This window comes from Desulfurobacterium crinifex (genome assembly GCF_054656775.1).
On record NZ_BAAHXO010000004.1, the window covers coordinates 36,269 to 61,270 of the forward strand.

Here is a 25,002-nt window from a genome sequence, read left to right on the forward strand (position 1 = left end):
ACGCCTTATGTCTACACCAAGAGAAGTGGAAATTGCTATAACAAGCAGCTGTAATTTAAGGTGTAAATATTGCTCTCACTTTACAAGTTATTCTGATGTAGACACAGATCTTCCAGCAGAAGAATGGCTAATTTTCTTCAAAGAGTTAAATAAATATACTGTTTTAAGTGTAACTCTTGGAGGTGGTGAACCTTTTTTAAGAAAAGATATAAGAGAGATATTAGAAGGTATTATTAAAAACAATATGCGGTTCAGTATATTAACGAATGGAACCCTAATTAAAGAAGATATATCCATCTTCCTTGGTTCCACCAATCGTTTAAATTTTGTTCAAGTTTCTATAGATGGTTCTACCTCTGAAATGCATGATAAAGTACGAGGAAAGGGTACTTTTAAATCTGCCATAGAAGGTATCAAATTACTTTCAAAATATAATGTTCCAGTAACAGTTAGAGTAACTATTAATAAATACAATCTTAATAATCTTGAAGCTATTTCTGAACTGCTTTTATCTAAACTCAGGTTAAAAAATTTTTCAACCAATGCTGCCTCTTATATGGGAATGTGTCGCCAGAATGCCGAGGAAATTCAATTAGATACTGACGATAGAACTAAGGCTATGGAAACCCTTCTAAGACTTCACAAAAAGTATAATGGAAGAATAAAAGCACTGGCTGGTCCTTTAGCCGAAGCCATTCAGTGGTTACGAATGGAAGAGGCAAGAAAGAAAGGATTAAAAAATTTTCCTAATGGTGGTTGTCTTACCGGTTGTGGTGGCGTATTCAAAAGCATAGCAGTTCGTTCCGATGGAGTAATTATCCCGTGTACTCAGCTGGCTCACATTGAACTTGGGAAAATCAATCAGGATGACCTTAAAGAAATTTGGAATGAACACCCATTGCTTAAAGAACTAAGAGAAAGGATTAATATTTCCCTTAGGGAATTTGATTTTTGCAAGGACTGTCCTTATATAGATTACTGTACAGGTGGGTGTCCGGCTACTGCTTTTAACCTGACAGGTAGTGTTTTTCATCCAGATCCAAGCTCTTGTCTGAGACTTTTTCTTGAAAATGGTGGGAGGCTACCAGAGATATGTTAAGAGAAAGATCTTATCCCCTTAGAACAATTTACTTTTATGTTACATCAGGTTGTAATTTGAACTGTATTCATTGCTGGATTTCAGCTAATAGAGAAAAAGATAATCCACTTTTTCTCGATTTTGAACTTTTTAAATCCATCATAGAACAGGCAATTCCTCTCGGTCTTTCATCTGTAAAGCTTACTGGTGGAGAACCTCTATTACATCCTTCAATTGAGGATATGATCGTTTTTATCAAAAATAGAAATCTCTCCCTATTTCTTGAAACAAATGGTACTCTTATATCGTCTGAAATTGTGGAATTGCTTGCCAACTTCCCAGGTGTACGGGTTTCTGTAAGTCTCGATAGTGCAACTTCAGAAGTTCATGAAAAAATCAGAGGCAAAAAAGAAATCTTTCAGACTATAGTTGAAAATGTTACTAAATTGATAGAAGCTGGAATAAAAGTTCAAATTATTATGACCGTTATGAAAAAAAACAGAGATCAAATTGAACCTCTGATAAATCTGTCAGAAACACTCGGAGTAGCTACTCTTAAATTTAACATACTTCAACCTGTAGGATCTGCAAGTGATTCTTCTCAAAGTTTATCAATAGAAGAATTGATATCTATTGGAAGATGGATTGAAAATGAACTTTCGCATTCTGTTAAAAAAGTAAAACTCTATTATGATTATCCTTTAGCTTTCAAACCTCTCAGTTCAATTTTCAAAAGAAAAAATATTGGTATCTGCAAGATAAAAAACATTATTGGAGTTTTAGCAGATGGTTCATACAGTATCTGTGGTATAGGAAAAATCTTACCTGAACTTAATTTCGGACATGCTTCCAAAGATAGGCTAAAAGATGTCTGGTTAAACTCCGAATTTTTAAACCAGATTCGTACAGGACTCCCGTCTCAATTAAAAGGTGTCTGTAGCGGCTGTATTATGAAATCTATTTGTCTTGGTACCTGTATCGCAGCAAATTATCATCATGGAAAAGATATATTTTCTCCATTCTGGTTTTGTGAAGAAGCATATAAAAAAGGCTTGTTTCCAGAAACAAGATTAATATATTAAATATTAAGAATACAGGAATGAGGAAAGCCATGAAAAAAGAGCAACAAAAACCTGTCTATGAACCACCAAAACTTTTCGAAATAGATAATGAGGAAGAAGCAGTAGGCACGTGCACAAGTGGACTTTCTGATGCACTTCAATGTCTCTCTGGTGGAATAGCTACAAAAACATGTGTTAGTGGAGTTAGTGATACTTAGGAGAAAATAGAAGGTTTCTTATATAGACTTCAAACTCAAACGACTGCCAGGAATGAAACCATCCAAAAGACTGTAAAACATCAGTAGAAGAAGCAGAAATAGACCCACCAGGAACAAAAAATGGAAATCTGAACCTCAAATAGTTAAGAAATGTTAGACTTCCTTGAAAACAAAACAGTAACTCTGTATTCAAAGGGAATTACAACAAGGGACATTCAAAAACTTTATATTTACCAGTAGAAAAACATGGGATGGAAAAAGATAGATAATCCGCTAAAAGAAGTCCTCCAAGATTAATTCTCATTTTTTAGGCCGTTCTTTAAAGGAATTTCTATGTATTTGATAGATGTAGTTGGAATTATCAGTTTTTTATCCCTTGTGTAGCAGGTAATAGATTGTGAGGGTATAGAATGTTCTATCTTGTTACATGTGGTAAGTAATGTTCCATCATTGAAGAAAATACGGATATGAGCAATGTTTAGTTGTTTGCCCTGCTTAATACCCTTTCCGTAAGCAAAAGGAAGAATAGAAAAGGATGTCAATGTTATTAGTCCAAGTATTAGCAATTTTCTCATACTACACCTCCATTTAGTAAGGTCTTAATTATCCACAATTTTTCCACATACCTTAGGATAGTGTACGATATTTTGTGTAAGCTAAAAAATTGGGATAACCTCCTGGGAAACAACACTAAAGAAATTCAATCCCCAGAAGATGAGAGTTGGAATTACAGAAGATTTTACCAGACCTGACCAAAGAAGTAGTAAAACAAACACTGGAAACTGTAATGATTGCTGAAAGAAAACGGCGGAGCAAAGAACGGCTTTTATAAAAGGAATATTGATATAGCCCTTGGAAAGCTTGAGAATCTGAAGATTCCAAGAGATAGAGAAGGAAACTTTAGAACGAAACTGATACCTACAAAACGAAAGACATAAACATTGAAGACTTAGTCCTTGGAATTTTACCTCCGGCATGAGTGTAAGATCTGTTGCACAAGCCCTTGAATCTGTGTTTGAACTTAATAGAGGAAATAAACAAATGGAAACAGAGGATACTCAAGAAGAGATACTCAGTCATAATTCTTGATGGATGCATCTTTTAGTGAGAAGAAACACAGTTGAAAAAGAAGTTGTCCTTTTTGCCCTTGGTATAGATGAAGACAGATACAGAGAAATCCTTGATTTTGAAGTTAACCCTAGAGAAGGGGCGAAGAGCTGGGAAGAGGTGGTAAAGAAGCTCTACGAAAGGAGAGTATTTGTAGCTGATGAAGTACCCGGACTTGAGGATAAGATAAAGGATTACTTTCCCAAAACTGATTTTTAGTCATGTGTAGTTCATAAAGTGAGGAACACCCTTAACAAAGTAAGGGCAAAGAATAAGAAGAAAATAGCCAAGGACTTGAAAAGGATATATCAGTCCATTTCAGAAGAAAAAGCTTTGAGTGCTTTCAATTAGTTCAAGTGGAAAGGCAAGTACCCAAAGGTGGTAAAGTCTGGGAACATGCGTTTTATAAGCTTTTAACATTTCTCAAATATCCTGAGTCCGTTACTAATCTGATAAAGAGGACAATAAAGGAAATCAGGAAAAAGGTGAAGGCAATAGGTGCCTTACCTTCACGTTGAGAAGTTTGTTTACCTAAAAGTAGCAATGTTAAATGACAGATTGTCTAACAAGGTAGTAAATGGGTTTCTGGAAACTAAGGAAAATGTTTGACTTACACAAAATCATTGACACAACAAATCTTCCTCTTTCCCATTATAGCCTCCTTTGAAGATTGTCTTAAGTTTAATCAATATCGTCCAATGATTTAGTGTGCTATAACAGAATTGATGTAAAATTTGCCTTATAGAGGAGGATACGTTGTCTAATTTAATCATTCTCTGTAAAGAACCTAAGGAATGGGCAAACGAATTTTTACACTTACTTGGGCACAGCAAAGAGCAATATAAATTCTCAAAAATAGATTTTAGTTTACAAGAAAAGTTCCATGCTAATTCTGACTGGTCAGAGAGAAAATTCAAAACCTTAAAAGCCTGGATCAATAAAAAAAATAAAGATATTGTCTTTCAGGTGCAAGGGATAGAAGATATTTATAAACGTACATCCATCTTCCTGGCAGCACTTATTCTTTATGAAAAACTAATATCGGAAGGAGCTTTACTTGTGCATTCTGCCTTAATCAAGAAAAGTGATCAGGGATTTTTGCTTGCTGGAAGAAGTGGTATAGGAAAATCGACGGCCTGCAGAAGAATACCCCATCCGTGGCAGGCTTTAAGCGATGATTTAACCTTGGTGGTACCGTTTAAAGGATATAAAGCCTATCCCGTTGCAAATATGGGAGAGTATCTTCTATATGGAAGAATCTCTAAATTACAGAAACCTGTTTCATTAAAGGCTGTTTTCTTCCTTGAACAATCAAAAGAAGATAGAGTTTTACCTATAATGAATGGAAAATCAGCACTTTTGCTATACACCCGTACATTAGAAGCATTCAAGGTAATAATAGACAGCATACCAAAAGAAGAAAAAAGAAATCTCTACCAAGAAATTTTCAATAATGTTTGTCAGTTGAGTCTAAGGATTCCTGCTTTTAAACTTTTTATTTCCCTTGAAGGTAAATTCTGGAAAGAAATAGATAAGGTTATTACGTTATGAGTGAAAAAGACTTTTTAAGCTATGTTTATAAAGGAAAGAGTATGTATCCTGCCCTTAAGGAAGGAGACAGATTAATAGTTACTCCCTACAATGGTAAAAAACCTCAGATAGGAGATATCGTTATTTTTTCTATTCCTGATAAGAACTTCTATATCGTTCACAGAATAGTTGGTATTAAAAAAGATAAATTTATCACTATGGGTGACAACAACGTTTCTCCTGATCCCTGGCTCATATCCTGCGAGATGATAAAAGGTAAAATAGTAAAAACAGGCAGCAGAAAAATAGCCTGTGGTATTAAAGGAAGAATCCATAGAAGAATTTTCAGGATACAACGTTTTATGAAAAGAATGTTTTATCTACTTTTCCGTCCTATCTACAGTTTTTTTTCAAAGATCCGTATTGGACATTTACTCTCTATCCACAAAAGAATCAAAATATTTGCTGTAGGGAAACAACACACAGAAAGGTTCCACATTGTTCTTTTTTACAAAAAGTGGAAGGTAGCCACTTATTATCCTGATAAAAATTTCTGGAAAATATACCCACCCTTTAAACTCTTCGTAGATAAAAACGTCCTTAAAAAAATAACTGCTGCTTTAGATAAAAATTTGAAAAAGGAAGGTAATAATGGGTCAGGAGTATCCGTATCCAGAAATCGCATTTGCTAATAATATATCTGAAAATACTATTAAAGATATCATTGCTTCTTTACAAAGTGAAACTGAATGGTCTATTGAAAATTGGGGAGTTCTAACAAAAATTTTTAAATCCCACTGGATATCTCCGTTAGTCTACTTTAAACTTAAAAACTCAGGAAAGATAAAAAATCTACAGCCAGAAGTAATTGAACAACTGAAAAAAACTTTTCTAATGAGCAAGATCAATATACTCATTGCAGAACAACAACTGAAAGAGATTCTCTACTCTTTTAAAAACTCAGGAATAGATGTCTTAGTTTTAAAGGGAGTACATCTTGCATTTACCTATTATCCCCATCCTGCTACAAGGCCTTTTTCAGACATCGACCTTCTATTAAGGCCTGAAGACATTCCCAAAGCAAGAAGAATAATGGAGAAGCTTGGTTATGTGGGACTTGATAAAAGATATTCTCTTTGTAGAGATTTCTCAAAAGATGAAGTATTTCTACATAAAACCAGAAAATATTTTAAGGTAGAATTTCACTGGCATTTACATTATTTCTCATTCGTAAAGGAAAGTATAAATATAGATGATTTATTTGAATCTGCAACTGATGTAAAAACAGGATTAATTGAATTCAAAGCATTTTCTTCAATAGATGCTCTAATCCATAGAGCACTAAGTATCTATTTAAACGATAACCAATCACTACGAATTATATGGCTGTATGACCTATTTCTACTAACAAAAGCTCTCAAAACATCTGAGGACTGGAATAGGCTATGGAATAGATGTATACAACAGAAAACGTTAATTCCTGTTATAAGTTCTTTACATATACTCAGCAAGTTCTTTAGTCTGGAACTCTCAGAAATGCATAAAAATATTTTTTCATATCCTAAACCATCAGAAGAAGAATTCCTTTTTTATAAAAATTTACCGAATGATTATAAAAATCTTTTAAAATTCGTTAAACTTCATTTTTCTAAATCCACTCCATGGCATAAAAAATTGATCTATTTTTTCCATCTACTCTTTCCCCATCCAAATTACATAAAGCATGCGTATCCTCCTGCAGATGGGTTTCGTCTTCCATTTGCCTATCTTCGACGTATAAAAAATAGAGTACTTAATCCTTCTGGAAAGGTAAAAAATGCGTAAGTAGCTCCTTAATTGTGTCAAGAATTTTGTTTCTGATACTGCGCTGAAAACGGTGTAGTAAATACCTCTCCCTCTACCGTTACAAGTGGGTAAGAGGGAGAGTCAATGATCGGGTACCTGTTGAACCAGCTTGTAGTTCTTCCATGAGGACTACAAGATTCCTCTTATCTTAATTGGGGATAGCTTAGGTGATAGAAAAACCTCCTTTGCCATCCTTTGGAAATTCCTTGATCTTTGACAGGTCAAAGCCAGTGCTTGGAAGTTCTATTCCTGCTGCAGCAGCCTTAAACTGCTGATGAAACTCTTTAAGCCTTGACTTATCTCCTACAGGAACAACTGCTACTACTTGAGCTTTCATGATAAAAGCTTCCACAGGCTCGTTTGCAGTTGGATCGAGTGGCATGATAGTCGCTTGAGCTCCTTTCGTTGTAGGAACAAGTGCAAAAATTCCTGCATCTTTAACCTTTAGATACTTTTCACCAATTTCTTCAAGAACTCCTATAATCCCTGAAGAGGGTATTATGCTCTCTCCTCCTGCTGTTTGAATGAAAACAAGCTTACCTTTAAGGTTCTCCATTCTTCCTCCCTACTTGCTCTGTTGTTGAGATACTAAATATAGTCCGATCGCAACTGCGTTTGAAACGTTCAAAGAGTTAACGTGTCCTCTCATTGGAATCGTAACGATATCATCAAGCTGCTTGATTGTGGTCCTGGATAATCCTTTTCCTTCTGAACCAGCAACAAGTCCTAAGGGAAATGGAAAAGAATATCTGCTTATATCTTTTCCCCCAGATTCAAGTCCAACAAGCCAGCCTCCTGCTTCTTTAAACTTCTTGAGAGCTGTTGAAAAGCTTGGAACAATTGCAAAAGGAACGTAAAAAACAGCTCCTGTAGAGGCTTTAACAACTGTATCATTTACCGTGACACTTCTATCCTTTGGAAGAACAATTCCGGCAACTCCAAACGCATCCGCCGACCTGAAGATTGCGCCGAGATTGTGAGGATCTTCTATTCTGTCAAGGAAAAGGAGACAGCCATTGGTTTCGATAGTTCTCTGAACCAGCTCTTCAAACTCCTTAGGTTCAACAGGTGAAATAACAGCAACTATACCCTGATGTTTCTCTGTTTTTGCAATCTCCGAAAGCTTTTTCTTATGAGCTTTTACTACTTTGATTCCCTTTCTTCTTGCAACAGGAAGTATCCTCTCTCTGTCTCTGAAGTTCTCCTCAACGTATATCTTCAGAACAGGATATCCAGCCCTTAAAGCTTCAGCTACAGGATTGATCCCATAAACAACCATCAGCCGTTAACCTTCAGGTCGTCTTCTGTTCCTTCTTCACCGTCAGGACCAGGAGATATAAGATTAAACTGTTTACCGTCAGAAATATAAATAAAGTCATTTTCCCAAGCATCCTTAGGAATTTTCTCTATGTAAGGTCCTTTCCAGTTCTTAGGAACAGGATCTTCCTCGGGTTTTTCTACAAGCGCCTTTAGACCTTGCTCTGTAGTTGGATAGAAAGAGTTGTGAAGTTTATAAAGTTTTAAAGCCTGTTCGATATTTTTCATCTGAACTTCTGTTGTTGTGACCTTCGCCTCTTCTCCCCTTTTCAAAAACTTGGGAGCAACAAGCGCTACAAGAAGACCAAGAATTACAATTACCACCATAAGCTCAATAAGGGTAAAACCTCTTCTGCGCCTTTCCATACTTAAGCCTCCTAATCTCTCTCTACAAATCTATAGAAGTTCTCCAAGACCTTCAAACCCGCCTTCTGACTCTTTTCCGGATGAAACTGGGTAGCAAAAATGTTCTCCTTCTCGATTGAAGAGGTAAAACAGATTCCGTAATCGGTCTCTGTCAGCTTCACTTTTTCGCTTTCCGGCTTTACGTAGTAGGAGTGAACAAAGTAAAAAAACTCTCCTTCTTTTATCCCTTCAAGAAGCACAGAATCTTTTTTCTTGTAGATTTGATTCCACCCCATATGAGGAATTTTGTACTCTTCAGAAAGCTCAAACTTTACAACCTCCCCTTTGATGAATCCAAACCCTTCAGCTTCTCCAAACTCGTAGCTCTTCTCAAAGAGGAGCTGAAGTCCAAGGCATATACCCAAAAACGGCTTTCCTTTATGAACTTCTTCAACTATGGCTTCCCATAAACCTTTCTCTTTAAGGTTTCTCACAGCATCTCTAAAAGCACCAACTCCGGGAAGAACCAATCCTTTTGCACTCTTTATCTTCTGTGGATCATCTGTTACAACAACGTCTGCTCCAACGTGCTCTAAAGCCTTACTAACACTTCTAAGGTTTCCCATTCCGTAATCGATTACAGCAATCACCTTATACCTCCTGGAATAGAACCGAGCAGATACTTAAGATCATCATCACCGAACAGAACACCTGTACCAAAGAAAAATCCTCTATATTTGTGATAGAAAAGTTCATCTCCACCAAAATAAACGTACCAGTTCTTATTTAAATTGTATCTCAGACCTATCCTGAGGTGTGGTGGAATGTTATCTCCATCAGCTTCTTCCCTTCCTGTATCCCACAGATCAGAGAAGAACATGTACTTATCGTTATAGATATAGTCTAAACCAATCCCACCGGTACTCTCTTTGAGTCCTCCTCTCAAAACAAACTTGCTCCCGGGATGTATCCAGTTGTCATCAAAGACCCTTGCATATTGAAGAGTAAACTCAGTTTTGTAGCTCCTTTCCATCTCTTCTTTTCTTTCAGTTGTACCATCATAGGTTATGTAGTAGTCTTTCTTATCCATTCTTCCCTGAGAGTCTCCAACAACTTCAAAAAGATAATAGTGATCCCCTGAAGGAACAATTTTAAAGGAGAGAACCCCTCTTGTATCTCCAGTTCTGGTATTTACATCTCCGCTAAATCCTATGAAAGTTTTCGTTTTTTCAAATTTGCCTGCCAGTTTGCCAAGCGTTTCCGTTGTCTTTGAAAGGTTCTCGTACAGCTTTTCATCGTTAAAGAGCTTACCAATTGTTCCTTTACCTTCATTCACTTTGGCGAGGAGTGTTCTTAGTTCTCCTGTTGACGCTTTGATGTTTTCTGTGATTTCCTCTATATTTTCAATGTTATCTTCACTGAGGATTTTCTGTAGCTGGACTGTCAACTTATTTATTCTCTTTGCAATTTCCGGTACCTTCTCTGAAGCCCTTTTCAAACTAACAATCGTTTCCCTGATATCCTGTCTGTTTTCAACAGTCATCTCAGAAAGCTGGGTGGTGAGAGAGTTTATGTTGTCCATAATCTGTGGTAATTCTTCCTTTAAAGTTGTTGAGAGGGCAAGTGCATTCTCAAGCACTTCTTTAATTGTCTTTCTATTCTCCTCCATTATGCTGTTTAGCGTATTTACCGTTTTATCAATACTTGAGGTAAGATGGGAAACTTTATCCATGATAATTGAAAGCCTGTTCTTACCATCGGGAGTTATCAGTGCGTTGTTAAACTTCTCAACAGTCTCATAGAGAACACTCATCAATTCGTCCATGGAAGCAGTGCCCTTTGTGTTTTCTATAGTTGTTCCAGGTGGGAGAGGAGGAGCTGGAGGAAATCCAGGATTAAGCTCAATATACTTTTCTCCCATCAATCCCATTGTTTCTATTCTTGCCGTGGCGTTTTTATAGAGTTTGACAGGTTTCAGAAAAAGGATTTCAACTATTGCTACATTTCCTTTTACTTTAACATCTACTACCCTTCCAACTGTAACACCAGCAACTCTGACCGGCGCATCTTTCTCAAGCCCAGCTACATTTTTAAACTGAAGATAGTAGCGATCTTTTGAAATCTCTCTTTTGAACTTTAAAGGTTCTAAGGTCGTAGCAATCACTCCGAGTCCCACTAAGCTCAGGACTACAAATGCTCCCACTTTCGCTTCAAAGCTAAACTTCCCCATGATTCTGCTCCATCATTGCTGTTATGGGACCTTCCGGCTCTCCATTGATAAACTGTTTAACAACTGGATTTTCAGAAGTTCTTATCTCTTCAGGTGTTCCAATCTGAACTATCTTTCCGTTCCAGAGAATAGCAATTCTATCTGCAATCCTGAAAGCGCTATTTATGTCATGACTGACAACAACACACGTTTTCTTAAATTCATTCTTTAACCTCAAAATCAACCTGTCAAAAACCACCGTCATAATGGGATCAAGACCTGAGGTTGGCTCGTCAAAGAGGATACACTTTGGATTCATACAGAGCGCCCTTGCAAGTGCTACTCTTTTTCTCATACCTCCTGAGAGTTCAGATGGATAGAGATCCTCTGTTCCAGAGAGTCCCAGAAGAGAAAGATAGTGTCTCGCTTTTTCCCTTGCCTCTTTTTCCTTAACTCCCTTCTTTTCAACCAAGTAAAAAGCAACGTTGTACCAGACCGGAAGTGAGTCAAAGAGAGCACCATTCTGGAAAACGTAAGTTAGAGTTTCCCGAAATTTGACAAGTTCATTTCCGTCAAGGTTTAAGATGTCCATTCCATATACAACGATTTTTCCACTGTCCGGTTTCATAAGTCCTGCAATCTGCTTTAGTAAGACACTCTTTCCTGTTCCAGATGGACCCATTACTACAAAGATTTCACCGTCATAAACGGTAAATGAAACACCGTCGTGAACAACGTTTGTTCCAAAGGATTTCCTTAAATTTTCAACAACAATTACCTCTTTCATAGATCGAACAACCTCAGGATAAAGGTTATCAGGTAGTCAAATATGAGAATTGCTATGGAAGAAACGACGACTGCTTTTGTTGTAGACTCCCCTACTCCTTTTGCACCACCTCGAGTAGAGTATCCGTAGAGACAGCTTATTGTTGCAATGAGAAATCCAAAAACAGCAGCTTTGATAAGCCCATGGTAAACATCATTCATCTCTGCAAGATTTTGGGTATACCTCATGTAAAGGGTTTTGTTGATGTCAAAAACAAATACGCTGACAATATAACCGCCGATGTAACCTACAATATCGGAAACGATCGTTAGAAGTGTAACAGCAATAACCGATGTATAAACTCTTGGAGTGATTAAGTATTTGATTGGATTCACTGCCATCATCTGAAGTGCATCTATTTGTTCTGTAACCTTCATAGTTCCGATTTCTGCGGCCATTGCAGAACCTGACCTTGCGGTAACAAGGAGTGCCGATAAAACAGGTCCCATCTCCCTTGCCATAGATATTGCCACAACCCCTCCAATCATGTATTCGGCGTTAAACCTGTGGAAAGCTTCGTACGTTTCAAGGGCGATAACGCCTCCAGTGAAAAGAGAGGTAATTGCAATTACAGGAAGGGAACCTGTTCCAATGGTAGCAAGATGATATACGTAGTGTTGAAATCTTATAGGTTTCCTGAAGGCAAGCATTATTGCCTTTACTGAGATAATCAGCCAATTACCCCAGAATTCAAGGAAGTTGATCGTTGCTCGACCGATAGCTTCCAAAAGCTTAAACAATTTTAAACTCCACCATATATTTAATTTTCAATGAACTTTTGTGAAATTATACTTCTTTGAGTCTAAAAATTGAGCATTGAGGAAATTTTTTCGTAAACTTTGGCTGAACAAAATGGACGTATAAGGAGAGAGGAATGGCAGAGGAAAAAAGCTTAGAACAGAAAATAGTAGAACAGAGAAAAGAAAAAGCTGAAAAACTGAAAGAGTTTGGCTACGAGCCTTACGCCTATAAGTATAAAGTAACTACAACTGCAAAAGAGCTCATTGACAGGTTTGGAAGACACAAAGAGGGAGAAGAGAGAGAAAAGGAAGAGCTCCCTGCTGAGGAGTTTTCCCTCGCTGGAAGAATCATGTCAATAAGAATCATGGGCAAAGCTGCCTTTTTCCACCTCCAGGATGGCACAGAGAGAATCCAGTGTTACATCAGAAGAGACACTGTTGGAGAAGAGTTCTACAACAAGGTATTCAAAAAGCTCATAGACATTGGAGACATCGTTGGAATTAAGGGAAAACTCTTCAGAACAAAAACTGGAGAACTGACAGTTGAAGTCTCTGAAATGACACCTCTAACAAAATCCCTCAGACCTCTTCCAGAGAAGTGGCACGGATTAAAGGACGTTGAGAAAAGGTATAGACAGAGATACCTCGACCTCATAGTTAACCCTGAAGTAAGAGAAATCTTCAGAACGAGAACAAAGATAATAAAGAAACTGAGGGAATTTTTAGACAGCAAAGGCTTTATGGAAGTTGAAACTCCTGTTCTGCAGCCGATAGCATCCGGTGCTGCTGCCAAGCCGTTTATCACACACTACAACGCCCTCGATATAGACGTTTACTTGAGGATTGCTCCGGAGCTCTACCTCAAAAGGCTCCTTGTCGGTGGATTTGAAAGGGTTTATGAGCTCGGCAAGAACTTCAGAAACGAGGGAATCAGCACCAGACACAACCCTGAATTCACAATGGTTGAGTTCTACATGGCTTATGCGGATTACAACGACCTGATGGAACTCACTGAGGAGCTTTTTGAATACCTCCTTGACGAGATATTCGGAAAAGGAGTTAGAGAGATAGAGTACCAGGGAACAAAGATTTCATTTGAAAGACCTTTCAGGAGGATCTCTTACCTTGGAGAGCTCTCAAAGAAGACAGGGCTGACAGAAGAGGAACTTCTCCACGATGAGGAAAAAGTACTTCAGAAGGCAAAAGAAATTGGGATAGAAAATGTTGAAAAACTCTCCCACTTTAAGAGAGTTCAGGAGCTCTTCGAAGCCTTAGTTGAACCCGAGCTCATTCAACCAACGTTCGTTATTGACTTTCCAAAGGCCATCTCACCTCTTGCAAAGGAAAAAAGAGGAAATCCAGAACTTGTTGAGAGATTTGAACTCTTCATCTTTGGTAGGGAAATTGCCAATGCTTACAGTGAGCTCAACAATCCTGCAGAGCAAGAAGCAAGGTTCAAACAGCAGCTTGAAGAGAAAGCAAAGGGTGACGACGAAGCAATGGAATACGATGCTGACTTCATCACAGCTCTTGAATACGGAATGCCTCCAACTGCTGGAGAAGGAATCGGAATTGACAGACTTGTAATGCTCTTCACAGACAAAGATTCAATCAGAGAAGTTCTCCTCTTCCCACAATTGAGACCTGAGAAGAAGTGTGGAGAAGAAATCTGCGAAACCGAGTAAATAAAGTATTAAAATCCCCCTATCCCCCTTTAAAAAAGGGGGAACTTTATTCATTTCCCCCCCTTGCAAAGGGGGGATTAAGGGGGCTTCCAGAATATGAACACTCTCATAAAATGGCTTGTCCTTAGAGGACTCAAACCCAGGAAAGGTTATCTCTCCTTTGCCCTTTTCATTGCAGTTCTGGGAGTTGTTGTCGGCGTTGCAGCACTGATAATAGTCAACGCTGTCATGACAGGATTTCAGGATGCAATAAAAGAAAGGCTTCTCTCAAGCAATGCCGACATCATAGTCATGAAAAGAAGTGGTGCTTTTTACCAGTACGACTACGCTGAAAGAAAGATAAGAAAGCTACCCCACGTCAAAGGGACAGAACCTTTTATCTACATTCCTGTTATGGCAACATCAACAGGGTTTTCTTCAGCGTCAAGTGCATCCCTTAGAGGCTGTGATCCAGATAAAGAACCAGAAGTTACAGACATTCCAAAGAAGCTACTCATTGGCGATTGGCAGCTCTTCAAAAATGCAAAAGACGGAGTCGTTATTGGAAGAATCTTGGCAGACAACCTGGGAGTAACCATAGGAGACAGGATAACCCTACTCTCTCCAATGGGAAGAAAGACACCATTTGGAATCATTCCAAGGAGTGTCTCATTCAGAGTTGTTGGAATCTTTGAAGTTGGAATGTATCAGTTTGATTCTGGACTAATTCTTGCTCACATAGATGAAGTAAGGAAAAAGTTTGGACTTGGAGACATTGTAACCGGAATAATGGTGAGATTGGATGACCCGGAAAATGCAAAGCTTGTAGAGGCAAAAATAGAAGAAGTCCTTGGCAAAGATTTTATAGCTCAGGACTGGATAAGTCTAAACAAGAGCCTCTTTTCTGCTCTAAAGCTTGAAAAACTCGCAATGTTTCTGATTTTAACACTTATTGTTATAGTTGCCTCCTTCAATATCTCAAGCCTTTTAATGATGAACGTAAACGCAAGGGCAAGGGATATAGCAATACTGAAAACAGTTGGAGCTTTTGATAGCTTTATCTTGAAACTTTTTATATTTCAGGGATTGATGATTGGTATCGTTGGAACAGTTATTGGTGAAGCAATAGGACTTGGAATCTCCATTTTGGGAGAAAAGTACAAACTCATTCCTCTTCCTCCTGACGTTTATTACATTGACCATCTCCCATTTAAACTCCATATTTCAGACTGCATAGTTGCAGCGGTAGCAGCCATAATCATCAGTGTTCTTGCTACCATTTACCCTGCAAGGAAAGCAGCAAGGACAGAGCCTGTAAAAGTTCTCAGAATGGGAGAGAGCTAAGATTGGAAAAGGTAACGGAGCTCACAGGTACACTTAGAAAGGCAAAGATGAAAGATGCTGAGAGAATCCAGTTTCTCATAAACGAGTACGCAAAGCAGGGGCTTATGCTTCCAAGATCAATAAATAGTATCTATGAACACATAAGGGATTTCTGGGTCTATGAGGAAAGTGGGGAAGTCCTTGGTACTTGTGCTCTTACAGTTTTCTGGAACGACCTTGCAGAAGTTCGCTCTCTTGCAGTTGATCCAGGACATCTAAGAAGAGGGATAGGAACAGCACTTGTTAAAAAAGCCTTAGATGAAGCAAAAGAGTTTGGAATAAACAGAGTTTTTACACTCACTTATCAGGTAAAGTTTTTCGAAAAGTTAGGGTTCAGGGTTATAGATAAAAACTCGCTTCCACATAAGATCTGGAGAGATTGCATAAACTGTGTTAAGTTTCCAAACTGTGATGAAACAGCAATGGAAATCCTTTTGGAAGAGAGGGAAAGATGACACCAGAGGAACAGCTTAAAGTCATAAAGAGAGGAACAGCAGAAATAATCGGAGAAGAGGAACTCCTTGAGAAACTCAAGAAAAAGGAAGTTCTCCACGTAAAGGCAGGCTTCGACCCTACAGCTCCGGATCTCCACCTTGGACATACAGTTCTTCTCTGGAAGTTGAGAGACTTTCAGGAGCTTGGACACAAGGTTTACTTTCTAATTGGTGACTTCACTGCAATGATTGGAGACCCAACAGGAAAGTCTGAAACAAGACCTCCTCTTACAAGAGAAGAAGTCCTAAAAAACGCTGAAACTTACGCCCAGCAGGTTTTCAAAATACTCGATCCAGAAAAAACAGTAGTTGTTTTTAACAGTGAATGGCTCGGCGAAATGTCAGCTGCAGACCTCATAAAGCTTGCTTCAAAATACACAGTGGCAAGAATGCTCGAAAGGGACGACTTTGCCAAAAGGTTCAAAGAACAAAGACCTATTCACATTCACGAGTTCATTTACCCACTTCTTCAAGGATATGACTCTGTAGTCCTAAAGGCAGACGTTGAGCTCGGTGGAACAGACCAGAAATTTAACCTCCTCATAGGAAGACATCTACAGAGGGAATATGGCCAGGAAGAGCAGGTTTGCATAATGATGCCCATCCTTGAAGGGCTTGATGGTGTTCAGAAGATGAGTAAATCCCTTGGAAACTACATCGGTATCCTTGAGCCTCCGGAGGAGCAGTTTGGCAAAGTTATGAGAATCTCAGACGAACTCATGTGGCGTTACTACAGACTCGTTACGAGGATTCCAGAGGAAGAAATAGAAGAAATGGAGAAAGCCGTAAAAGAAGGAAAACTCCACCCAATGGAGGTAAAGAAGAGACTTGCAGAAACAATCGTCAAGACCTTCCACGGCGAAGAGGCCGCCAAAAAGGCAAGAGAACACTTCGAAAGGGTCTTTTCAAAGAGAGAACTACCTGAGGAAATTCCAGAACCGGAAGTTACAGTTCCAGAAAACCCTGTATGGCTCCCAAGACTTTTAAAAGAGGCTGGTCTTGTCAACTCAACATCGGAAGGAAGAAGGCAGATTAAGGGCGGTGGTGTAAGGATAAACGGGGAGAAGGTTCTGGATGAAAATACAAAAATTGATGTTTTAAAGGATGAAGTTATCCTCCAGGTAGGAAAGCGTAGATTTGCCAGAATAAAACCAGAAAACGTAAAAGTTCCTTAGTTTTAAATCTAACGGGGCATGGCGCAGCTTGGTTAGCGCGCTTGCTTCGGGAGCAAGAGGTCGGGGGTTCAAATCCCCCTGCCCCGACCACTTTAAAAGAGGCGAAGTTGAGGAAGATTCTCATTTTTCAGACAGCTTTTTTAGGTGACCTAATACTTACATCTCCCCTCATAAAGTCTGTAAAGAAGAGTTTTCCAGAATCGGAAGTCTCTCTGGTTGTTAGAAAAGGTTTTGAGTCAGTTTTTAGGGGATTTCCTTATGTTTCAGAGATAATTCCCTATAACAAGAAAAAAATTCTGGAGTTTTCAAAGATTTTGAAAGAAAAAAACTTTGACCTTGTGATCTCTCCCCATCGTTCCCATAGGACGTCCTTAGTTCTCTTCCTGTCCAGAATAAAGAGAAGGATAGGCTTTAACATTTCAGGATTCAGCTTCCTCTACACCGATAGAGTTAAATACAGACAGAGAAAAGGAATTCACGAAGTTGATAGAAATCTCGACCTGTTATTGCCTTTAAAAGATGAATTTTCAATTGTTATAGATAGAGAACCGGAGCTCCCAATATCCGACATCGAATCAAAATCTGCTCTCGAAAAGTTCAATTTGAAAAAAGGCTACGTAGTCCTTGCCCCGGGCTCAGTATGGAAAACCAAAATGTGGATTCCCGAATATTACGGTGACGTTGCTAGATACTTCCTGAGAAAAGGCAAAACTGTGGTTCTGGTCGGTTCAAAAGGGGATCTCGAAGCCTGCCAGAAGGTTCACGAAATAGCAGAGAAGAGAACAATCAACCTCTGCGGAAAAACTACATTGAGAGAGTTCTTTTCAGTCATAAAAGAATCAGAACTTCTCATCTCTAACGACTCATCCCCTGTTCACGTGGCAACCAGCTTTAAAACACCTGTTGTTGCCATTTTTGGAGCAACCGTTCCAGAGTTCGGTTTTTACCCTTACAGAAATGGAGTTGTCACTGAAGTCGAAAACCTTTACTGTCGTCCCTGTGGAATTCACGGCGGTAAAAAGTGTCCGGAAGGACACTTCAGATGTATGAGAGATCTGAAACCGGAAATTGTTATAGAAAAAGCTGAAAAGCTCCTTAACGGATAATTCTCAAAGATGTTTTACTAATCGCTTTGCTCCCACAATCCCTTTCGTATTGAAATGCAAAAATCGTTAAAACAATCCCGAAAAGAAACCTGCCGAAGTTGTTCTTTTTCCAAGCAAAACATTTTCTCAAATTGAAAATTTGATGATATATTTCTCTATCCCAAATCAATTTGTAGGAGGCAGTTAAATGAACATAAGGGTTACTCCTCTCGACACCCAGCCCGTCTACGAGGCTGAAATTGAAATTGTTGAAAGAAAAGGAGTTGGACATCCTGACACAATATGCGATGCGCTGGCAGAAAAACTATCAGCAGAACTCTGTAAATTCTACTATGAAAAATTTGGATTCGTTCTTCACCACAACGTTGATAAAAACCTCCTTGTTGGTGGAAGTGCTATACCAGCATTTGGTGGAGGAGAAGTAAAAGAACCTATAGAAATCTTTCTTTCTGGTAGAGCAATCAAGGAATACAAAGGAATAAAAGTCCCTGTAGATGAACTTGCTGTTGAAAGTGCAAAAGAGTGGCTAAAGGAAAACATTCATGCTATAGATCCTGAAAAAGATGTGAGAATTCACACCTACATTAGACCCGGTTCTGTTGACCTTGTAGACATCTACATGAGACAGCTAAAAGAGGGAGTACCTCTTTCTAACGATACATCTTTTGGGGTTGGATTTGCTCCATTTGATGATGTTGAAAACGTTGTCTATCACATCGAGAAAAAGTTGAACAGCAAGGAACTCAAAAAAGTCCATCCTGAAATCGGAGAAGATATTAAGGTAATGGGTGTAAGAATCGGCGAGAAGATGGAAATAACAATTGCCTGCGCGTTCGTTGACAGATACGTAAAGGATATAGACGATTACGTAGAAAAGAGAGAAAACGTTAGAAAGATTGCCTATGATGTAGCAAAGAAATTCACAGACAGAGAAGTGGAAATCCACATAAACACAGGTGATGACATTGAGAATCAAAATGTTTACATAACAGTTACTGGAACTTCAGCAGAAGCAGGAGACGATGGAGAGGTTGGAAGAGGTAACAGAGCAAATGGTCTCATCACTCCTTACAGACCGATGAGCCTTGAAGCAGCAGCCGGCAAAAACCCAATCACTCACGTCGGAAAGCTCTACAATATCACGGCGAACGAAATAGCTAAAGCTGTCGTTGAAAACATACCAGAGATAGAAGAAGCATACTGCTATATGGTTAGCCAGATTGGTAAACCTGTTAACGAACCACTTGCTGTTGATGTTAAAGTAAGGACTTCAGAAAAACCTGAAGCCTTCCAGCCTACAATAGAAAAAATTGTTAGAGACTGCCTCTCTGATATGAAAAACACATGGAAAAAACTCGTTGAAGGAGAAATAACAGTTTATTAATCCCTTCCTCTTTTGATTTCCCAACCTTCCTCAATCCCCCCTTGTGGGGGGATTTTTATTTTGCAAACTTGCAATTAACGCCTATATTTAATCTTCGGACAGTAGAATATGGGGGTGACTGGTTTCGACGGGGATGCAGAGGTTCAGGTAGTGGCACGCCGAGGAGCCAACCTCGTAAAAAAGGCACCCAAGATAGTTGCCAACGAAGAACTTGCTCTCGCTGCCTAATTAACGCAGCGACGTCCCCCGGAGCTCCGCCCATCGGCTCCGGGTAGGGCGCCAGAGAGATGGGCTGGGTTATCACCCTCGCCCTCGGGGCGGTAACCGAGAAAAGAGAGGGCTGGCTCCAGGGCGCCTGCCCGTGGGCTAACCCTGGAGCGAGAGGATAAAGCACGGGCTAAGCGTGTAGAAGCTACCTGAGCCGCATCTCCGGACGCGGGTTCGAATCCCGCCACCTCCACCAATAAAAATCACTCTGCTGATTCAAGCGTATTTTCAAAATCATCAATACCAACTGCTACTTTCCTATCTGGAAAAACAAAAACAGGAGTTCCTGTTATTCCATACTTTTTCAGAGTATCTGAAACAGTCCAAACTTTAAGTTTTCCTGAATCACATATCTCAAGAGACTTTTCGGTATCAAACAGATTGGAAAAATTCTTCTTCCTGCAAACTGCATCAACAGCAGCGTTTATTTCTTCTCTATTAAACCCTGCCATTACAAAGCTAACTTTGAATTTCTTTGTCAATTGTTTAATTTTTTTCCTATGTTCTCGACAAGCCCTGCAAAGTGGGTTTGTAACAACGATTATTTCAGTTCCTTCCCCAACGGAAGACAAGATATTCTTTTTCAGAATTTGATAGTCTCCACTGGAAAGAACAAGAGGTGGAACTTCTATCAAAATTCCTTCAATAAGATGTTTTCTATTCATGGATAAGAAAAAAGTTTCTCCTTCCTGAGTTGTTACCTTGCAGACAGGAAAATCCTTAATCTCCTCAACAGCTCTAACGGACAAGTGTGCTTTTAAACACCTATTAAGTATAGCCTGCGCCTCAGGAATACCAGGACATTCTCCTGCTACCGCATTTGAAGCTAACCAACCAAATAATAAACATACTAACATAGCTCTCATAGCTTAGAGCTCCGTGTCCCCAAGTTCAAGAAAATCATCCAGTTCTTCTCCTGAAATTAGAGTATCTTCCTTATACTTTTTCCATTCATCAACAGCACTAATGTCATTTCCACTTCTTTTTGCCTTTGCAAGTTTAATCTTTACAAGTGCAGGAACGGGAATCATTTTTCCCATGATGAGAGCTTCTCCAACATTAAGAGATGGAAGCTGTTCTACAAGGTCTGAGCTCAAAGACTCTGAAGCCTGCTGAACATGTCTTTGATCTCCGGGCTCAACCAGCCTAAGGATTATCATGTTGTTAGCCTGAGAAAGGGCGTTTGAATCAAGGGCCTTGGGTCTTTGAGTAACTAAACAGAGTCCCAGGCCAAACTTCCTTCCTTCCCTTGCGATTCTCGAAATCCAGTATCTCGATTTTGTGTTAATTGTGGATGATGCAAGTATGTGGGCCTCTTCTAAAATCATGAAAACGGGAAATTCAAGTCCTCCGGGTTCTTCTCTGACATGAGCTTTCCTCTTTTCCAGAATATTCCTTAAAACGTGGCTTACAACGATATCGGCTATTTTCTCGTCAACGTGGGAAAGGTCAATGACATTAAGCCTTCCAAACTCGATCTGATCGACTATTGGGGTCTGGAGAAGATTAAAGAGACCTCCATAAAACTCCTGCATGTCTTCAACTTTGTTTATTACACCTGTTATTGATTTCCAGTCCTCTTTGTAGGCTTCGTCAGTTCTGTATTTCTGGAGCTCTCCCAAGAGTCTTCCCCAGAAATCGGAGGCTGAAATCTGACCGCTCTGAATCTCTTCAACAGCTACTTTAAATGCCCTTCTCAGATACCTGTCCTGGATGTAAGCGCTATCATCAACGTTGGCAAAAAGCCTGAACTCATGATAACTGAGTCTTGTTGGATTTAGCTCAAGGTCTATTTTTCTCACACAGCTATTACCATTTCTGGTGTAGTCAAAGTTGATATATTCTCCGTGCATATCAAAGACGAGGATTGTGCCATACTTGTCAAGCATTCCCTCGAGGATTACTGAAACTGTGTTCGATTTACCCCCACCTGTAACTGCAAGAATTGCAAGGTGTCTGCTCACTATACTGTCTATGTCAATAAAGACATCTACATCCTCTCTTGTAAGCAGATGTCCTATATGAATTTTTTTTCCATCATCTTTTCCAAAAACCTTTTGGAGAGTCTTTCCAGAAGCTAAGAAAATGTCAGTTCCCGGTTCAGGAGGAACCCTTGGAATAAACATTCCTCTATCAACGTCGCCGAGAATGGATATTTTCCCTTTGAAGTAGGAGTTCTTATCCGTTAGTTTCCGTAAGTGTTCGACATCTTCAGGTTCTAAATCCTCCGTTAGAGATCTGTTGATTCTCCTTATTTCTTTCACAAATCCAAGGACTCTATAACCCTCGTATTCCAGCTCAACGTAGTCTCCTAACTGAACGGCACCTGAACTTATAAATTCAACTTCTCTGGTAGAGGGTTCTCCTATGCATACTCCTATTGGCTTAACCATAAAAGCCTCCTGTGCAAGTGACAAGTAACGAGTAATAAGTGACAAGTTATAGAAAAATTAGATGATAGAATAGTTAAAGTCAAACAAAATTTTTACGGAGGGAGAATATGTCTGTACTTGTAGAGTTTTCCATGTTTCCGACAGATAAGGGAGAAAGTGTAAGCTCATACGTCACAAGAATTATAAAAATGATAGACGAGAGTGGAATCCCTTATAAGCTTACTTCTATGGGAACAGTTTTTGAAACTGAGACCATGGATGAAGCCCTTGAACTAATAAAGAAGGCGTATCAACAGTTGGAACCGGACTGCAACAGAGTTTACTCTGTTGTAAAGTTCGACATCAGAAAGGGTAAAAGCAACAGGATGGCTCAGAAGATAAAGTCTGTTGAGAGTAAGCTGGAAAGGGAAGTTAGCAAATAATATGGAATAGACTAAATTTATAATGGAGCAGGCTGTGGGGTCGCTCTCCGTAAGGAGAGAGGAAAGTCCGGGCTCCACAGGGCAGGGAGCTGGCGTTAAGCCAGGCAGGGGTGACCCTGCGGATAGGGCCACAGAAAAGAGACCGCCACCTATAAGGTGGTAAGGGTGAAACGGTGGTGTAAGAGACCACCGCCTCTTTCCGCGAGGAGAGAGGGCACGGTAACCCCCTCCCGGAGCAAGGCCAAATAGGCTGGCGCTTGAGGGTTGCCCGCCCGATGCCAGCGGGTAAGCCGCATAGATAAATGACCCCTTCAAACAGAACCCGGCTTACACGCCTGCTCCGTTATCCTTCTATTATTTTCACATAGACCTTTCGTGTTCTTGGTCCATCAAACTCACAGAAGTAGATTCCTTGCCATGTTCCAAGCAGAAGTCTTCCATCTTGAATGATGACAGTTTGACTGCAACCTACAATCGAGGATTTTATATGAGCAGCAGAGTTTCCTTCAGCGTGTTCGTAGAAAGGCTCTCTCCAGGGAATTAGTTTATCGAGCATGGTTTTTATATCTTTCTTTACAGAAGGATCTGCATTTTCGTTTATTGTAACGCCGGCAGTTGTATGGGGTACATAGATTACGCAGATTCCTTTTGTGACTCCAGACTGCAAAACAATTGATTCAACCTGGCGGGTTATATCAACAAATTGTGTTCTACCTGTGGTTTTCAGGGAAATTTCGTAGACCATTCTAACCTCCTCTAAAAATCTTCTCCCACCACCCAGTTATCAATAAGCCTTGTGTTTCCAACGAAGACTGCCAGGGCTATTAGATCCCCCTCTTTTAAGGATTTTACAGGTTTTAAGAGATTAGCGTCAACAATCTCTATGTAATCAATCTTCTTAACATGGGGATGGGAAAGTATGAACTTCTTCATTTCTGCTTTTATCTTTTCTGGATCTCTTTCACCCTCATCAATCATCTTTTTGGCAAGCTTTAAAGCTCCATAGAGAGAAGTTGCCGATTTTCTCTCTTCAGGTGAGAGGTAGACGTTTCTGGAGCTCTTAGCAAGACCGTCTTCTTCTCTTACTATAGGACAGCCTACAACTTCAACATCAAAGTTGAGGTCTTTTACAAGACGTTCTATAACCTTTAGCTGCTGAAAATCCTTCTTTCCAAAGTAAGCCTTGTGGGGTTGAACAATATTTAAAAGTTTGGTCACGACCGTTGCCACTCCCCTAAAATGTCCAGGTCTTCTTGCTCCGCACAAGCCTTCTGTCAGCCCTTCAACCTCTACATACGTTGAGAACCCTTCCGGATACATATCGGAAGTTTCGGGAACAAAAAGGTAGTTGACTCCTTCCTTTGCAGCTATTTCGGAATCTCTTTTTAGGTCCCGGGGATATCTCTCAAAATCCTCGTTTGGAGCAAACTGGGTAGGATTTACAAAAATACTCATTACAACAACATCGTTTTCTTTTTTAGCACACCTTACAAGGCTGATATGTCCATCGTGAAGGTAACCCATTGTAGGAACAAATCCTATTCTCTTCCCTGTTCTTCTCAGAGCTTTAGAAATAGCCTGCATTTCTTTGATGCTCTTGACTATTCTCATTCCTTTATCTCCTCTTCAAAAGTTAATTTTGCTTTTACTATGCCAACTCCAACCAGCACAACAGTTGCAGAATAGTAGATCCAGATGAGAAAGATAATTACAGCAGCAAAGGAACCGTAGAGAATACTGACTTTCGAAACGTTAAGAATAAACCATACAAAGACCTTTTCAAATATTGTCAACAGAAAGAAAACAAAGGTTGAGGTTTTTAAAATAAACTTCAAAGGGACTTTAATCGGTAATAAAAAGTAGTATATACTAACCAAAATAGTAAACAGCAAAACTGGAACCAGAAGAGATGATGCAATTGAAAACAATGGAAACTGAGGAAGCAGCAGAGCTATTAAATACTTAGCTGAATAAAAGATAAACATCAAAATCCACAGAAAAAAAATCACTAAAATAATAACCAGATGCTTGTAGAAAAAGCCTGCAGTATTTTCAACTCCTAATATTTCGCAAAACGATCTTTCAAAGGATAGAAATATACCTCTGGAAAACCAGAGCATAACTACAGCTGCTGTACCACTTATTAGGCCTGAGTTGTTGATAATCTGTTCAATCTGGAGGAAGATCGGTTTTAATGGAGAGTTAAAAATCTCTTTCGGTACCAAATCCTGGAAATTTATCTGAAAGATGACCATTCCGAGAAAGAATAGGAATATGAAGAGAGGAATAATTGACATTAGAGTGTAGTAGGCAATGGATGCTGCAAAGAAAGGGTAATCACTCTTAATAGCATCACAGAAGGAGAAGATAACGTATCTAAAGAATGATCTATCTTTCAAAAAATTTTTACAAACCATAAATGGAATTATATCTTACCC

At 39.3% G+C, this 25,002-nt stretch carries 27 protein-coding genes, 1 tRNA gene, 2 other RNA genes and 1 pseudogene; 18 read left to right on the forward strand and 13 right to left on the reverse strand.

Annotation, left to right across the window (positions count from 1 at the left end; translation table 11 throughout):
- Positions 1-7 precede the first annotated feature (7 nt).
- Genes scmE through ACYQ3A_RS01875 form a run of 3 tightly spaced genes read left to right on the forward strand, consistent with a single transcriptional unit; the run spans position 8 to position 2,357 of the window.
- Positions 8-1,099 carry a SynChlorMet cassette radical SAM/SPASM protein ScmE gene (scmE, locus tag ACYQ3A_RS01865; protein WP_459897422.1) on the forward strand — a complete coding sequence of 364 codons (1,092 nt, stop codon included), beginning with the start codon at positions 8-10 and terminating at the stop codon, positions 1,097-1,099.
- Positions 1,093-2,160, forward strand: coding sequence for a SynChlorMet cassette radical SAM/SPASM protein ScmF (gene scmF, locus ACYQ3A_RS01870; protein ID WP_459895150.1), 1,068 nt, complete (start codon positions 1,093-1,095; stop codon positions 2,158-2,160). The genes scmE and scmF overlap by 7 nt, the downstream gene beginning before the upstream one ends.
- A gap of 29 nt (positions 2,161-2,189) precedes the next feature.
- Positions 2,190-2,357: a hypothetical protein gene (locus ACYQ3A_RS01875; RefSeq protein ID WP_459895153.1), complete on the forward strand. Its 168-nt coding sequence runs from the start codon at positions 2,190-2,192 to the stop codon at positions 2,355-2,357.
- 293 nt (positions 2,358-2,650) lie between these two features.
- Here ACYQ3A_RS01875 and ACYQ3A_RS01880 read toward each other — a convergent pair whose 3' ends face one another.
- Positions 2,651-2,932: a hypothetical protein gene (locus ACYQ3A_RS01880; protein ID WP_459895155.1), complete on the reverse strand. Its 282-nt coding sequence runs from the start codon at positions 2,930-2,932 to the stop codon at positions 2,651-2,653.
- A gap of 216 nt (positions 2,933-3,148) precedes the next feature.
- Here ACYQ3A_RS01880 and ACYQ3A_RS01885 point away from each other — a divergent pair, with 216 nt between their 5' ends.
- The 5 genes and pseudogenes from ACYQ3A_RS01885 to ACYQ3A_RS01905 all read left to right on the forward strand — a co-directional run bounded on the left by ACYQ3A_RS01885 (position 3,149) and on the right by ACYQ3A_RS01905 (position 6,818).
- Positions 3,149-3,295: a transposase gene (locus ACYQ3A_RS01885; protein WP_459895158.1), complete on the forward strand. Its 147-nt coding sequence runs from the start codon at positions 3,149-3,151 to the stop codon at positions 3,293-3,295.
- A 166-nt stretch (positions 3,296-3,461) separates the two neighbouring features.
- Positions 3,462-3,815: pseudogene (locus ACYQ3A_RS01890) on the forward strand (transposase).
- Between the two features lie 405 nt (positions 3,816-4,220).
- Positions 4,221-5,015, forward strand: a complete 795-nt coding sequence (scmC, locus tag ACYQ3A_RS01895; RefSeq protein ID WP_459895160.1) for a SynChlorMet cassette protein ScmC — start codon at positions 4,221-4,223, stop codon at positions 5,013-5,015.
- Entirely contained in the window at positions 5,012-5,686 is a 675-nt protein-coding gene (locus ACYQ3A_RS01900) for a signal peptidase I (RefSeq protein WP_459895163.1), read from the forward strand. Before scmC ends, ACYQ3A_RS01900 begins: the two co-directional genes overlap by 4 nt.
- On the forward strand, positions 5,646-6,818 hold the full coding sequence (locus ACYQ3A_RS01905) for a nucleotidyltransferase domain-containing protein (RefSeq protein WP_459895165.1): 1,173 nt from the start codon (positions 5,646-5,648) through the stop codon (positions 6,816-6,818). Before ACYQ3A_RS01900 ends, ACYQ3A_RS01905 begins: the two co-directional genes overlap by 41 nt.
- Positions 6,819-7,002: 184 nt before the next feature.
- Here the strand turns inward: ACYQ3A_RS01905 and ACYQ3A_RS01910 are convergent, their stop codons facing one another.
- Genes ACYQ3A_RS01910 through ACYQ3A_RS01940 form a run of 7 tightly spaced genes read right to left on the reverse strand, consistent with a single transcriptional unit; the run spans position 7,003 to position 12,276 of the window.
- Entirely contained in the window at positions 7,003-7,395 is a 393-nt protein-coding gene (locus ACYQ3A_RS01910; RefSeq protein WP_459895167.1) for a hypothetical protein, read from the reverse strand.
- 9 nt (positions 7,396-7,404) lie between these two features.
- A complete protein-coding gene (gene rlmB / locus ACYQ3A_RS01915; protein WP_459895170.1) occupies positions 7,405-8,118 on the reverse strand; it encodes a 23S rRNA (guanosine(2251)-2'-O)-methyltransferase RlmB in 714 nt (237 codons plus the stop codon).
- Positions 8,118-8,522 (reverse strand): type II secretion system major pseudopilin GspG, encoded by a 405-nt coding sequence (gene gspG, locus ACYQ3A_RS01920; protein ID WP_459895173.1) that lies wholly within the window; start codon positions 8,520-8,522, stop codon positions 8,118-8,120. The genes rlmB and gspG overlap by 1 nt, the downstream gene beginning before the upstream one ends.
- A gap of 11 nt (positions 8,523-8,533) precedes the next feature.
- Positions 8,534-9,151 (reverse strand): imidazole glycerol phosphate synthase subunit HisH, encoded by a 618-nt coding sequence (gene hisH / locus ACYQ3A_RS01925; protein ID WP_459895176.1) that lies wholly within the window; start codon positions 9,149-9,151, stop codon positions 8,534-8,536.
- Complete coding sequence (locus tag ACYQ3A_RS01930; protein WP_459895178.1) at positions 9,148-10,731, reverse strand: MlaD family protein; 1,584 nt, start codon at positions 10,729-10,731, stop codon at positions 9,148-9,150. The genes hisH and ACYQ3A_RS01930 overlap by 4 nt, the downstream gene beginning before the upstream one ends.
- On the reverse strand, positions 10,718-11,497 hold the full coding sequence (locus tag ACYQ3A_RS01935) for an ABC transporter ATP-binding protein (protein WP_459895181.1): 780 nt from the start codon (positions 11,495-11,497) through the stop codon (positions 10,718-10,720). The genes ACYQ3A_RS01930 and ACYQ3A_RS01935 overlap by 14 nt, the downstream gene beginning before the upstream one ends.
- Positions 11,494-12,276 carry an MlaE family ABC transporter permease gene (locus ACYQ3A_RS01940; RefSeq protein ID WP_459895183.1) on the reverse strand — a complete coding sequence of 261 codons (783 nt, stop codon included), beginning with the start codon at positions 12,274-12,276 and terminating at the stop codon, positions 11,494-11,496. The genes ACYQ3A_RS01935 and ACYQ3A_RS01940 overlap by 4 nt, the downstream gene beginning before the upstream one ends.
- Before the next feature lie 134 nt (positions 12,277-12,410).
- On the opposite strand from ACYQ3A_RS01940, the gene lysS reads away from it, so the two are divergent.
- From lysS to ssrA, 8 genes are all read left to right on the forward strand, one after another.
- The gene (gene lysS / locus ACYQ3A_RS01945; protein WP_459895185.1) at positions 12,411-13,961 is read left to right on the forward strand and encodes a lysine--tRNA ligase; all 1,551 of its coding nucleotides are present in this window, start codon (positions 12,411-12,413) and stop codon (positions 13,959-13,961) included.
- 96 nt (positions 13,962-14,057) lie between these two features.
- Positions 14,058-15,284: an ABC transporter permease gene (locus ACYQ3A_RS01950; protein ID WP_459895187.1), complete on the forward strand. Its 1,227-nt coding sequence runs from the start codon at positions 14,058-14,060 to the stop codon at positions 15,282-15,284.
- Between the two features lie 2 nt (positions 15,285-15,286).
- Positions 15,287-15,778 carry an N-acetyltransferase gene (locus ACYQ3A_RS01955; protein ID WP_459895189.1) on the forward strand — a complete coding sequence of 164 codons (492 nt, stop codon included), beginning with the start codon at positions 15,287-15,289 and terminating at the stop codon, positions 15,776-15,778.
- A complete protein-coding gene (gene tyrS / locus ACYQ3A_RS01960; protein ID WP_459895191.1) occupies positions 15,775-16,992 on the forward strand; it encodes a tyrosine--tRNA ligase in 1,218 nt (405 codons plus the stop codon). Before ACYQ3A_RS01955 ends, tyrS begins: the two co-directional genes overlap by 4 nt.
- Positions 16,993-17,004: 12 nt before the next feature.
- Positions 17,005-17,082: transfer RNA gene (locus ACYQ3A_RS01965), tRNA-Pro, on the forward strand.
- A gap of 17 nt (positions 17,083-17,099) precedes the next feature.
- The gene (gene waaF, locus ACYQ3A_RS01970; protein WP_459895193.1) at positions 17,100-18,098 is read left to right on the forward strand and encodes a lipopolysaccharide heptosyltransferase II; all 999 of its coding nucleotides are present in this window, start codon (positions 17,100-17,102) and stop codon (positions 18,096-18,098) included.
- Positions 18,099-18,285: 187 nt separating this feature from the next.
- On the forward strand, positions 18,286-19,482 hold the full coding sequence (locus tag ACYQ3A_RS01975) for a methionine adenosyltransferase (RefSeq protein WP_459895195.1): 1,197 nt from the start codon (positions 18,286-18,288) through the stop codon (positions 19,480-19,482).
- A gap of 110 nt (positions 19,483-19,592) precedes the next feature.
- Positions 19,593-19,945: a transfer-messenger RNA gene (gene ssrA / locus ACYQ3A_RS01980) on the forward strand.
- Positions 19,946-19,952: 7 nt separating this feature from the next.
- Here ssrA and ACYQ3A_RS01985 read toward each other — a convergent pair.
- Both ACYQ3A_RS01985 and ACYQ3A_RS01990 read right to left on the reverse strand, forming a co-directional pair.
- Positions 19,953-20,615: a hypothetical protein gene (locus ACYQ3A_RS01985; RefSeq protein WP_459895197.1), complete on the reverse strand. Its 663-nt coding sequence runs from the start codon at positions 20,613-20,615 to the stop codon at positions 19,953-19,955.
- Between the two features lie 3 nt (positions 20,616-20,618).
- A complete protein-coding gene (locus ACYQ3A_RS01990; protein ID WP_459895199.1) occupies positions 20,619-22,142 on the reverse strand; it encodes a helicase HerA-like domain-containing protein in 1,524 nt (507 codons plus the stop codon).
- A gap of 107 nt (positions 22,143-22,249) precedes the next feature.
- Between ACYQ3A_RS01990 and ACYQ3A_RS01995 the strand changes: the two genes are divergently transcribed.
- Together ACYQ3A_RS01995 and rnpB are read left to right on the forward strand one after the other, a co-directional pair.
- Positions 22,250-22,564: an MTH1187 family thiamine-binding protein gene (locus ACYQ3A_RS01995; RefSeq protein ID WP_459895202.1), complete on the forward strand. Its 315-nt coding sequence runs from the start codon at positions 22,250-22,252 to the stop codon at positions 22,562-22,564.
- Positions 22,565-22,588: 24 nt separating this feature from the next.
- An RNA gene (gene rnpB / locus ACYQ3A_RS02000) (RNase P RNA component class A) lies at positions 22,589-22,910 on the forward strand.
- On the opposite strand, the gene ACYQ3A_RS02005 is transcribed toward rnpB, so the two are convergent.
- Genes ACYQ3A_RS02005 through ACYQ3A_RS02015 form a run of 3 tightly spaced genes read right to left on the reverse strand, consistent with a single transcriptional unit; the run spans position 22,908 to position 24,963 of the window.
- Positions 22,908-23,309, reverse strand: coding sequence for a secondary thiamine-phosphate synthase enzyme YjbQ (locus ACYQ3A_RS02005; RefSeq protein WP_459895205.1), 402 nt, complete (start codon positions 23,307-23,309; stop codon positions 22,908-22,910). The genes rnpB and ACYQ3A_RS02005 overlap by 3 nt on opposite strands.
- Positions 23,310-23,320: 11 nt before the next feature.
- On the reverse strand, positions 23,321-24,175 hold the full coding sequence (gene panC / locus ACYQ3A_RS02010) for a pantoate--beta-alanine ligase (protein ID WP_459895207.1): 855 nt from the start codon (positions 24,173-24,175) through the stop codon (positions 23,321-23,323).
- Positions 24,172-24,963 carry a YihY/virulence factor BrkB family protein gene (locus ACYQ3A_RS02015; protein WP_459895209.1) on the reverse strand — a complete coding sequence of 264 codons (792 nt, stop codon included), beginning with the start codon at positions 24,961-24,963 and terminating at the stop codon, positions 24,172-24,174. The genes panC and ACYQ3A_RS02015 overlap by 4 nt, the downstream gene beginning before the upstream one ends.
- Positions 24,964-25,002: the final 39 nt, after the last annotated feature.